Source organism: Pusillimonas sp. T2 (assembly GCF_002236805.1).
Taxonomy (GTDB): Bacteria; Pseudomonadota; Gammaproteobacteria; order Burkholderiales; family Burkholderiaceae_B; genus Neopusillimonas.
Map to the genome: position 1 here is coordinate 76,691 of NZ_NIQA01000006.1, position 11,995 is coordinate 88,685.

An 11,995-nucleotide genomic window follows, 5' to 3' on the forward strand; every position below is an offset into this window, starting at 1 on the left:
AACCCCGGCTACAATGGGGGCTTGCTTTGCCCATGCCGTCGCCTGGCGCGACGGCGCTCAACCGCACTCACTCATTCATGTCATCCCTTATTGCCAACGAAGTCGCCCGTCGGCGCACCTTTGCGATTATTTCCCACCCCGACGCGGGTAAAACCACGCTCACCGAGAAACTGCTGCTATTCGCAGGCGCGATTCAAATCGCCGGCAGCGTCAAGGCACGCAAAGCCAGCCGTCATGCTTCATCCGACTGGATGGAAATTGAAAAGCAGCGGGGTATTTCGGTCGCGTCGTCGGTGATGCAAATGGAATACCGCGATTGCGTGATCAACCTGCTCGACACCCCTGGGCACCAAGACTTCTCGGAAGACACTTACCGGGTGCTGACGGCCGTTGACGCGGCGCTAATGGTCATTGACGCCGCTAACGGCGTCGAGCCCCAAACGATCCGCTTGCTGCAGGTTTGCCGGGCGCGCAACACCCCCATCATCACATTCATCAACAAGCTCGACCGCGAAGTCCAAGAGCCATTGAATCTGCTGTCCGAAATCGAAGCGCACCTGGGTATGGATGCCGTGCCGTTCTCGTGGCCGGTGGGCATGGGCCGTTCGTTCGGGGGGGTGTTCGACATCCGCCGCGACCGCATGCGCGTGTTTCGCGCCGGGCAAGAGCGCCGCAACGACGACGATGACCTGATCGAAGGGCGCAATAACCCTGAAATCGCCCAACGTTTTGGTGATGCCTTTGCCAAAGCCAACGACGAAATCGAACTGATTGAGGCCGCGGCCCCCGAATTTGACCATGCCGCCTTTTTGGCCGGCAAACAAACCCCGGTGTTCTTCGGATCAGCCATTAACAATTTCGGCGTACAAGAAGTGCTGGATGCCCTGGTCGACCTGGCGCCCCAACCTGGCCCGCGCCAAGCCGTACAGCGTCAAGTGCAGCCCGATGAGCCCAAATTCAGCGGTGTCGTGTTCAAGGTGCAAGCCAATATGGACCCGGCCCATCGCGACCGCGTGGCGTTCGTGCGCGTCAGCTCGGGGGAATTCAACCGGGGGATGCGGCTCAAGGTTTCGCGCACCGGCAAAGAAATTCGCCCCAACAACGTGGTGTCATTCTTGTCGCAACGACGCGAACTGGTGGAACAAGCGTACGCCGGCGATGTTATCGGTATCCCCAACCACGGCGTACTGCACCTGGGCGACGTCCTGACCGAAGGCGAAAACCTGCAGTTTACCGGGCTGCCCTTCTTTGCCCCCGAACTCTTTCAAGCCGTTGAAGTCAAAGATCCTTTACGTACCAAGCAATTGCGTACCGGCCTGACGCAACTGGGCGAAGAAGGCGCCATTCAGGTGTTCCGGCCCATTGCCGCCGGCGGCGCCTTGCTGTTGGGTGCAGTGGGCCAATTGCAGTTCGAGGTCGTGGCCCATCGGCTCAAAACCGAGTATGGCGTTGAAGCCCGGATGATGTCTTCGCGCTACAGTCTGGCGCGCTGGATAACCGCCAGCGATGCCAAAACGTTGCAGAAATTCATCGACAACAACGCGGGCAATATTGCCTACGACGTGGTCGAAGCGCCCGCATTTCTGGCATCATCGCAAGCGCAGCTGCGGGTGGTACAAGAGCTTTACCCCGACATTACCTTCCATACCATGCGCGAACATGGTGGCCAGGTGTTTACAAAGTAGTTCAAATTTTCAGCCTGTTTTTACGTTTGAATAGATGTGTTCACGTTCGGTTAGAAGCGAACGTTTTATACTTCGGATAACTCAGCTACCAAGGTTTAGGATGTCCTGGCGTTTCATTTTTGCCATTTTGGCCCTTTTTATGGCTGCCTCGGCCTGGGGCGGATTGCGCCTGGGCGAATGGCTGGTGGCCAACGGCCCCATGGCATCTGCGGCCCCCGGTCGCCCTGAAATCGCCCCGGTTCCCGTACTCGACGCCGATGGCCGGCCGTTTTCGGCTCAACCCCCGCAGCCTCTGGTCAGCGGGCGTCTGGCCATCCCCGAGCCGTTCGAATCGGTCGCCTGGGAAGTCGTCAACGAGAACCCCACCAACCTGCTGGCGTCCAACGTTATTTCTATTGCCACAACGCGCATCACAATGGCCGAGGCCGAGCAAATTGCCGCCCTTGAAAGCGGGCGTCTGATGGGCATCGCGGATGTCGGCGACCTGATTTCTGCTATTGGCAAACAAGGCGGGCAATCGGGCACACCGCTACAGCCCGTCGAGATGCCCGACCAACCGCCCGCTCCTGCGCTCGACAATACCGGCAGCTTGCCTGCCCAGCCAGGAAGCCACCCCTCGGCCTGGCTGGCGCAGTTGCGATCCGACCTGCAGGCATGCAACGCGCAAAGCTTCTTCGACCGCCCCAGTTGCGCCTGGGCGGCCCGCAACAAGTATTGCACCCCCAATAATGCCTGGGGCAAAGTCGAAGATTGCCCAGCCAAAAACTTTTAACAAAAAAGCCGCCCGGTTAGGCGGCTTTTTTATTGACATGACAGCGTAATTACGACGCGTCGTGACTCATTTGCGACTGCAGATAGTTTTGCAGGCCGACTTTATCGATCAGTTCGATTTGGGTTTCAAGCCAGTCGATGTGCTCTTCGGTGTCGTCGAGAATGTCTTGAAACAGATCGCGCGAGACGTAATCGCGCACCGACTCGCAATACGCAATGGCTTCTTTAACGGTCTCTTGTGCGCCCGACTCAAGTTTGAGGTCGCAGGCCAGCAATTCGGGAACGTCTTCGCCAATAAGCAGTTTGTGCAGATCTTGCAGATTGGGCAGGCCGTCGAGCATGAAAATGCGTTCGATCAGGCGGTCGGCGTGCTTCATTTCGCCGATAGATTCATCGTATTCGTGCTTGCCCAGTTTATCGAAGCCCCAATGATTGAGCATACGGGCATGCAAAAAATACTGGTTGATGGCGGTCAACTCGTTTTTGAGCTGCTTGTTTAGAAACTGGATTACGGTGGCGTCGCCTTTCATGTTTTTCTCCTGGAGGGGGCAGACCTAAAGGCTACCACGCCATGATGAGAATTTCATTAAAGACGCGAAGAAAACAACCACCGGGACGCATACCGCCCGGAGACTGTTACATTGAGCGCGGTGCTGGGTCAGGCCCGGCAGGCAATGACTTCGACGAATACTGCGGGTGCCGCGTCGTTAGCCGCGGGTTCGACCAGATCGCCCAACGGATGAACCGTTTGATGCGACGCCTGACGGCCCCCTGGCAAGTATTCGGCTGCAGTGTCTGCGCAGCAGCCACAACATGACGCCACCCCAAGCTGCGCTTGCAGGTCGGACATGCTGTGAGCGCCAGCGGCAACGGCTGCCTTGACTTGTCGCTCGGTGATAGCGTTACAGATACAAATGAACATGAGAACAATTATCATCTAGTTTCTTTGTGCGCGCAATACCCTGAATGCGACAAAAACCGATAATTTTGTAACCCGTTATGCCCTGACGTGCGGGCAGACACAACCCGTCAGCCGCCCATGCAGCACGACAGTCAGGCAAAAGCCCCGGCCCAGATCAGGCCGACATACTGGCCCGCGCCTTACGCACCGATGCAGGCTCGATGCCGTCTAGTTCGCGGTATTTAGCCACTGTTCGACGAGCAACGTCGACGCCTTTCTCGGCGAGCTTATCGGCAATTTTGGCGTCAGACAACGGCTTGGCGGGCGGCTCGGCGCGCACCATCTCGCGGATCATGGCCCGCACAGCCGTGGCCGACGTTGCCGGCGCCAACCCCTCACCGCCCAGGGCGGTACCCAAAAAGTACTTCAGCTCGAATACGCCCCAGGGCGTTTGCATGTACTTTTGCCGTGTCGTCCGCGATACCGTGGACTCGTGCAATTCGAGGGCTTCGGCAATATCGCGCAACACCAAGGGCCGCATGGCCTGTACACCTTTGTCGAAAAACGCCTGCTGGTGCTGAACAATAAATTGCCCCACACGTAAGACGGTTTCAAACCGCTGCGCGACACTTTTAACCAGACCATGCGCCTGCTGCAATTGCGCCTGTATCTCTGAACGGTCTGCTCCGCTCCGGTCTTCGCGCACCCATTGCTCGTAGACCGGATTCACGCGCAAACGCGGCACAGCCGCGCCGTTCAAGCGCGCTTCCCAGCCCTTTTTGCTCTTGATGACCACCAGCTCAGGGACGATATAGTCCGCCACACTTTGCGACCAGGCCCGCCCAGGCTTTGGGTCGAGCGTGAGAATAAGCTGATGGGCCTGGCGCAAGATGTCGGGCGAACACCCCAAAGCAGCCACCAGACGAGCGGCATTGCCCTGAGCCAGCAAATCCAGGTGCTGCGTGACCAGCGCCATCGCGCACGCCATCACCTCCGGGTCGTGCGCGGCGCGCTGACGCAACTGCAAAACCAGACACTCTGCCGTTGAGCGGGCACCCACACCTGCCGGATCAAACGACTGCAACAAGCGCAAGGCGGCGAGCAACTCATCTTCGTCCACCTCCAACTCGGCGGGCAACGCCCCCCGCACATCGTCCAGAGACACCGCCAGCAAGCCGTTCTCGTCCAGCTCTTCGATTAAAAGCTCTACCAGAGCCTGGTCCCGCCTACCTGCCCGCGTGAGGCGCAGCTGCTGCACCAAATGGTCTCGCAACGTGACCGCCTGCCCTATTTCCGGGCCGCCATCATCGTCGAAATCGCCACGCCCTGTGCCCGAAACACCTGCCGTCAGCGGGCTGTCGTCTACGTATTCATCCGATGGCGCATCGGCCCGGGCTTCGCTATCATCGGCGTCGTACTCCCCCTCGCGCTCCAGCAGGGGGTTGTCAGCAAGCGCCTGGGCTACTTCTTGCTCCAGGTCTTGGGCCGACAACTGCAGAAACCTGATCGACTGCTGCAGCTGCGGCGTCAGGGCCAGGTTCTGGCGTTGCCGCAGTTCTAACGAATGTCGCGATTGCATAGGTAAAATAGCCCGCATGAAAACAGATCCAGCCTACCAGCCCACCGCCCGCGACCATGCCGCGCTACGTCAAACCTTGCTCAAACTTACCGCAACGCACAAAATCGTGTGTACCGTGGTGGTGGTCGTCGTGGCCGTGCTGTGGTTCGAACTACTGACACGCCTAGTGGCTTTTGGCCGAGGTATTGATTATTCGGGGCTTGAAGCCTTGGGCGGGCCGGTTACGCAAATGCTAAAGCGCTATAACCCGTTCTTCTGGTGGGCGCTGGCAGCGCTGTGCACACTTATTATGGCCTATTTTCTGGTGTCTTTTGTGCGCAGCAGCAGGCGCCGGGTCGATGCCCGCATGGTCAACGCCAACGTCATTGCCGGGTTGGCCGCGCAGCTGTCCGAACCCGCCCTGACTGTGCTGCGCTGGGTTTGGGAAGACCCGCGCTTCCCCATTACTGTTGGAGACCTGCAACAAACCGCCACCGAGCTGCGCAGCGGCAGAGCCGCGAAAATCCAGCTTTCGCGAGAACATGCCGCCCTGCTGTCACGCAACGGCCCCTAGCCCACACTTGCCAATTTGGCGCAAATATGGTTGACTATGGGGTATGAACACCCAGGCCTTTACCCCTCTTAACACTACCGGCAACCCCGTTGCCGGCTTGGTTGCGGGTACGGCTAGCACACTCTCCCTTCTCTCGCTATCGCTGCTGCTACCGATCGGTTGCCGGGCCTAGCGTCATGTGGCAGTCCGGCAGCCGTTCAGCCACGCCCCCATTCCGTATTTCGTTATCCGTTATTTACCAACCTTGGGTTGATGCCGAATCTTCATTCGATGTTTACGGGTAACGCGCAGCAACAAACTTAGTGAAACAGGTGCAATATGCTCTCGAACCCCTCCGACAAATACCGTCCGTTCGTGCCGTTCGCGCACGAATTTTCTGAACGAACCTGGCCCAACAAAACCATCACGGCGCCCCCCATCTGGATGAGCACCGACCTTCGCGATGGCAACCAATCGCTCATCGAGCCCATGAGCGTCGAGCGCAAGCTGCGCTTCTTCGAACAATTGATCAAAATCGGTTTCAAAGAAATCGAAGTTGGCTTTCCATCCGCTTCGCAGACCGATTTTGATTTTGTCCGCAAGCTCGTCGACGAAAACCGTATCCCCGACGACGTCACCATTATTGTGCTGACGCAATCGCGCGAAGACCTGATCGAACGCACCGTTGAAGCGGCCGCCGGCGCCAAGCAAGCCATTGTGCACTTGTACAACGCCTGCGCGCCTGCATTCCGCAAAATTGTGTTCAACATGACCAAAGACGAAGTGCGCGCCTTGGCGGTAAAAGGTACGCAGTTGGTCAAGGCCTACACAGGCAAACACCCTGAAACCTCCTGGCGCTACGAATATTCGCCTGAAGTCTTCAGCACCACCGAACCCGAGTTTGCGCTTGAAGTGTGCGATGCCGTGGTCGAGGCCTGGGGCCCAACCCCCGCATCCAAAATCATCCTGAACTGCCCGGCCACCATCGAGGCTACAACGCCCAACTTGTATGCCGATCAAATCGAATGGATCAGCAAGCGTCTTAAAAACCGCGACAGCATTGTGCTGAGCGTTCACCCGCACAACGATCGCGGCACTGCGGTTGCAGCCGCCGAATTGGCCGTCATGGCCGGCGCCGACCGTGTCGAAGGTTGCTTGTTTGGTAACGGCGAACGCACCGGCAACGTATGTCTGGTCACCTTGGCGCTTAACTTGTACACCCAGGGCGTGCATCCCGGCCTCGATTTCTCCGATATCGACGAAGTGCGTCGTTGCGTCGAGTACTGCAACCAGTTGCCAGTACACCCGCGTCACCCGTATGCAGGCGATCTGGTCTTTACCGCGTTTTCGGGCTCGCACCAAGACGCCATCAAAAAAGGCTTTGCACAGCAACAGGCCGACGCCCTCTGGGAAGTCCCCTACTTGCCTATCGACCCGGCCGACGTGGGCCGCAGCTACGATGCGGTCATCCGCGTCAATAGCCAATCGGGCAAAGGCGGTGTGTCGTACCTGCTCGAACAAGAACACGGCTTGGTCTTGCCTCGTCGCCTCCAAATCGAATTCAGCCGCGCCATTCAACGCGTGACCGACGAAACCGGCCGCGAAGTCACCGCCGACGACGTCTACGAGTTGTTCCGCTCTGAATACCTTGACCTCGAACGACCCTGGAAACTGGTACGTCACCGTATTACCGGCGACCCCAGCGCCCAAGCTGGTCATCACTTTGCCATCGAAGTCGAGCTCGAACACAATGGCAAGGTATGCCACCTTAAGGGGCAGGGCGACGGCGCCATTTCGGCCTTCGTCAATGCATTGGGCATGGATGTCAGCATCCTCGACTACCACGAACACGCCATTGGCATCGGCACCGATACCCGCGCGGCATCGTACGTCGAAGTGCGCGTCGGCGAAGCCGGCCCGGGCTTTGGTGTAGGTGTTCACGCCGACATCGTCACCGCGTCATTCCTGGCCATCTTAAGCGCGGTCAACCGCAACGCCGCCATGGCAGCTCAGGCCGCCAAGGTTGCTGCTTAAAAAAGCTTACGCATAAAAACAAACCCCGCTGCTTTTGCAGCGGGGTTTGTTTTTTGGGGGCTCAAATTAAAAGGCGGGTTACCAGACCGGCGCCGGCTCCCAGGTGATATCGGCGTTCTGGTCTCGACACATTTTCATCATGGCCATTAACGGAAACGCGCGCTGACGAAACGTGACCGGCCGCGATATGGGGTGTTCTTTGACATCGTTTTCTTCGTCGTCTTCGTCTTGAAACGGCGAAGCGGTGTCATGAGAAATGGCGTGCTCGAGCCCCTTAATCAGGTCGTCGAGCTGAGCGGCGGTCAGTACGCCACGTTCGGGTAGCGTATCGTAGTGGCGCCCTGCGGCAGAGAGAATGTCGCGGGCATGCTGGGCAAACATCAAGACCTCAGCGGCCGGCTTTGCACGAAATACAACGAGCATGGTAGTTCTCCTCATGGCTATATTCATACACTACCCCAAGTCTTTCGGGTTGCCAAGCCGCACAATAACCGAACCAATCACAAGGGGCGGATATGCGGCAATTTTTCATCGCCACGGGGTTGCGGCGCCTGCATTATCTGCCCGTGGCACTCGTGTTTCTTTGGGTGGCCGGGACAAGTCTGGCGCAAGGGCATGACGGCACCTGCAGCACGCCCACCAACGCCACCCCCTGTGCGGCGCCGGGCAGCATCAGCCCACCCACCGTCGAACCGGGTGTCAATGCCAGCGCAGGCAACCCCATCGACCTGGCCAGCGGCAATAAATATCAATATGAAACCGACTGGCTGCCCGGGTTTGGTCGCCCCCAGCCGGCACTTACGCGCCACTACAGTGCCAATGACCGTCGCCGGTCGTTCATGGGCCAAGGCTGGCACCTTGACTACGACATCCGTGTACAGTCATTTGGCCATATTGCCATCATTACCCAGGCCAGCGGCGCCCGGCTACGCCTGGTGCGTAAGGGCGGCGGCTTTACCGCACCCGCCCATGGAAAACTGCACATGCAGGCCCACGGCTGGCTGTGGGTGTGGCCCAACCAGCAACAACTACGCTTTAATGCTGCCGGCTGGCTAACCCACATCACACAGCTCAACGGCATCACCCTGCACATTGCACGACACGCCACCGCCGGGCCACTCCTTCAGGCCATCAAAAGCGTCACCGTCACAAGCCCAACCGCGCCAGCCCAAGGTCGGCCCAACGCCGCACCACGCGACACCACCCTACATTTCGCATACCGCCTTCACGAAGGCCGGGCCTATTTGCATACGGTCGATAGCCCGGTCGGACGGTTTGTTTATGACTACGAACGTGCAGGCGACGAACCTCATCTTCGGCTGACTTCCATGCAGCGGCCCGACGGATCGCGGCGGCAATATCACTACGACCCGGCCCAACAAGCGGGCAACGCCTATGCGCTAACCGGCATCGACAATATCGGCGCGCCGCCCCTGGGCGCCCGCCACCGGGGCGGTCGCTGGGCTTATAACGCCAGTGGGCAGGTTGTCCGGTACACCGATCAAAACGATACCTACGCCGTCACCTATTTCAAGACACGCCCCGGGCAGCAACATACACAAGTGCAGCGCATCAGTACCTCGCCCCCTGCGCGCTCACCGCCGGCCTGGCGGGCTGATCCGTCCGAAAGCACCACCCAAATCCACTTTGATGTGCAGGGGCAAATCGCCAGGCTGACAGCCGTTACGGGGGCGGGCTGCCCGGGTTGCCCCGCTCCCGGTACGCGAGCTAGCTACGATCGTTTGGGGCAACTGGCACAGGTTAACGGCACCAAGCTGCAACGCGATGCCCGACAACGCTTACGCGCAATTGCCCCCGCTCATGCGGGTTGGGCCGGGCTGGCATTGAAATACAACGCCCAGGGGCAGCGCCACACTTGGCTTTCTAGCCTGACGGGTACCGAATCCCTGGTATACGACGCGCACGGGCTACCGCTGCAACGCCGGTTCGCCGGCGGCAGCTATTGGCAATACACCCACAATGCCCAGGGACGGCCCACACGTCTACTGGCCCAGAAAGACGCGCAGACACCCGCCATCGAGACGCACCTGCAATGGCAGGGCAGGCACTTGACTCTGGTGCGCCACCCAAACGAGACCGACAGCCGTCAATACGATGCGCAAGGCCGGCTGGCGACACGGACGCTCACCCGTTCAGATCACGGGCCCGCATCATTCACAGAGCGCTTTGCGTACGACACACAACACCGACTGATTCGTCATGACCTGGCCGAAGGTGGCGCATTGCACTACGCATGGGGTTGGGGGCAGCAGCTTTTAACTGTTACCTGGGAAACGCGCTCTGGTCAGCGGCACGCAGTTATCGCCAACGCCAAAGACACGAGCAATGCGAAGCAAGCCAAAGGGTACTCATTTGGCAATGGGGTCCATATCCTGACTGTGCTTCGGGCCAACGAAAGCTGGTTGTTGATGTCGGGGGGTGCTGAAACCCGAAAAATATTGCGGGCGCATCACTACCGGCACGACGCGCAAGGCAGGGTGGTCATAGAAGACATTTTTCAGCCAGCGGGCAACGCGCCAGCAGCGGGCCACGCCCCCTTTACGCGATATATCTACGCGTACGACCGGGCCTCACAATTGATTGCCGCAGCGCTGTACGCGCCACAAACGCCACGGTCTGCGCATCCTGGGCACTTACGCCCGGCAACCGCCACGCCCGCCCAGCTATTTTGGTATGCCCATGACGACAATGGCGCCACCGCTGCCATACACACGCCGGCCCTGCCCAAAACGCAGTACCCCCGCATCACCCGCAACGCCGATGGCCTGCCTGCAACCATTGGCGACCGAAAGCTAACTTACGGCCCAGACCGACGTCTGAAAGCAGTACAAGATGACAAAGGGCTTGACGTGCGCTACGCCCACAACGCCTTCGGTCAGCGCATACGGCGCAGCGGCCCGGCAGGCACCACGCATTATTGGTTTCTTGACCGCCGTCTGGCTGCGGAAACCTGGCCAGCCAAAGCAAGCGCCGCCGTGCCCACACCCACTAACAGTGCCCATGGCTCGCATGCTATGGCCCCGAAGACGCCTATTTCCCGGCGTTATATCTATGCTCACCACGTCCCGATTGGCTTCATCGATTACCAGGCGGCCAACCCCGACGGTGCATTGTTTTACGTACAAGCCGACCTGACAGGCACGCCGCGCTGGGTCACCAACGCGCAGCAAGAAATTATTTGGGAAGCCCGCTACGAACCATGGGGCAGAGCCGTTATCGTTAACCGCCCAGCAACCGCAACGCCAAGCTTGTCGTTCAACCTGCGCGCACCCGGCCAATACTTTGACGACACGACCGGTTGGCACGACAACCTGCTACGTACCTACGACGCCGAATTCGGCCATTATCTCGAACCCGACCCTCTGGGGCCGGTGCCGGGCAATTCGGCTCTGGGGTACGCCGGTGGGCAACCCCGCCGCTACGTTGACCCTCTGGGCCTCATGCTGTTTGCGTTTGACGGCACCCGCAACGACATGAGCACCCACACCAACGTCTGGCGCCTGAGCCAACGCTATACCGAAGATGCCGTGTTTTACCAGCCGGGCCCCGGCAACCCGCACAATACCGATTGGGATGCGGTCACCGCCTACAGTGCACCCCGCATTATTGAGGCCCAGTGGCAATCGTTGCTGAATACCCTTGCCGCAGCGCCCGCTTCGCCCGACGCAGTCATACCCATCGACATTATTGGCTATTCGCGCGGCGCAGCCATGGCCCGGCATTTCGGCAATCAAATCAGTCAATACGTCAACCAGGGGCTGTTTTCCTTTCATGATCTTCAACGCGGCCTAGTCACAGCTTGCGTCGACCTGCGCTTTATGGGCTTGTTCGACACGGTGGCCCAGTTCGGCCTGAACGGCCAGCACAACGCCGCCTACGACCTGACCGTGAACGCCGGATGGCAATGGGTAGCTCATGCCATCGCCCTACACGAACGGCGCGCACTGTTCCCGCTGACCAGCGCCGCCGACACGCAACCCGGCAATGTGGTCGAAGCGCCTTTTGTCGGGGCCCATGCCGATATTGGTGGTGGCGTACTGTACGACAGCCAGGGCCAACCCAGCCGCCGGGGCAACCTGCACAACGTTGCCTTGAACTGGATGCTGTGGCAGGCCCGTGCCGCCGGGGTAGTGCTGGCTGACAGCCCTGAGGACACGGCAGTCACCGCTCCCTACCTGCACGACGAACGCAGCGCCACCCTGCGCAGCCTTCAAGACGGCGACCGGCGCCTTGACCGCGCTGCAGGCACGCTGTGGCACACCTACCAAGACCAGCATGCGCGCCTGGGCCACAACAGCCGGGCGGCAGCCGAAGCCTTTATCGACCGCTACGACAACTGGCGCCGCAGCGCCGGCAACGAAGTGGCCACCGTTGACATGGCGGCCTATACCCGCTGGCTAGAAACGGTAATGGCATGGCCCCCGCCAGACAATCCCTGACCGACGGCCGCCACGACAGCGCCGGGCAAATCA

9 protein-coding genes are annotated in these 11,995 nt (G+C 59.6%); 5 read left to right on the top strand and 4 right to left on the bottom strand.

What is annotated here, in order from left to right; genetic code table 11:
• The first annotated feature begins 77 nt into the window (after positions 1-77).
• Positions 78-1,685 (top strand): peptide chain release factor 3, encoded by a 1,608-nt coding sequence (locus tag PuT2_RS10880; protein WP_093971079.1) that lies wholly within the window; start codon positions 78-80, stop codon positions 1,683-1,685.
• Positions 1,686-1,785: 100 nt separating this feature from the next.
• Complete coding sequence (locus PuT2_RS10885; RefSeq protein ID WP_093971080.1) at positions 1,786-2,457, top strand: hypothetical protein; 672 nt, start codon at positions 1,786-1,788, stop codon at positions 2,455-2,457.
• A gap of 49 nt (positions 2,458-2,506) precedes the next feature.
• On the opposite strand, the gene bfr is transcribed toward PuT2_RS10885, so the two are convergent.
• From bfr to rpoN, 3 genes are all read right to left on the bottom strand, one after another.
• Entirely contained in the window at positions 2,507-2,986 is a 480-nt protein-coding gene (gene bfr, locus PuT2_RS10890) for a bacterioferritin (RefSeq protein ID WP_093971081.1), read from the bottom strand.
• Between the two features lie 128 nt (positions 2,987-3,114).
• Positions 3,115-3,393: a (2Fe-2S)-binding protein gene (locus PuT2_RS10895; protein ID WP_370318066.1), complete on the bottom strand. Its 279-nt coding sequence runs from the start codon at positions 3,391-3,393 to the stop codon at positions 3,115-3,117.
• Positions 3,394-3,532: 139 nt separating this feature from the next.
• The gene (gene rpoN, locus PuT2_RS10900) at positions 3,533-4,954 is read right to left on the bottom strand and encodes an RNA polymerase factor sigma-54 (protein WP_093971082.1); all 1,422 of its coding nucleotides are present in this window, start codon (positions 4,952-4,954) and stop codon (positions 3,533-3,535) included.
• On the opposite strand from rpoN, the gene PuT2_RS10905 reads away from it, so the two are divergent.
• Both PuT2_RS10905 and leuA read left to right on the top strand, forming a co-directional pair.
• Positions 4,953-5,489, top strand: a complete 537-nt coding sequence (locus tag PuT2_RS10905; RefSeq protein ID WP_093971083.1) for a hypothetical protein — start codon at positions 4,953-4,955, stop codon at positions 5,487-5,489. The two genes, rpoN and PuT2_RS10905, sit on opposite strands and share 2 nt — an antisense overlap.
• A 318-nt stretch (positions 5,490-5,807) precedes the next feature.
• Positions 5,808-7,502, top strand: a complete 1,695-nt coding sequence (gene leuA, locus PuT2_RS10910; RefSeq protein ID WP_093971084.1) for a 2-isopropylmalate synthase — start codon at positions 5,808-5,810, stop codon at positions 7,500-7,502.
• A gap of 78 nt (positions 7,503-7,580) precedes the next feature.
• On the opposite strand, the gene PuT2_RS10915 is transcribed toward leuA, so the two are convergent.
• Entirely contained in the window at positions 7,581-7,925 is a 345-nt protein-coding gene (locus PuT2_RS10915) for a DUF1840 domain-containing protein (protein ID WP_093971085.1), read from the bottom strand.
• Positions 7,926-8,017: 92 nt separating this feature from the next.
• On the opposite strand from PuT2_RS10915, the gene PuT2_RS10920 reads away from it, so the two are divergent.
• A complete protein-coding gene (locus PuT2_RS10920) occupies positions 8,018-11,962 on the top strand; it encodes a phospholipase effector Tle1 domain-containing protein (protein WP_093971086.1) in 3,945 nt (1,314 codons plus the stop codon).
• Positions 11,963-11,995 lie beyond the last annotated feature (33 nt).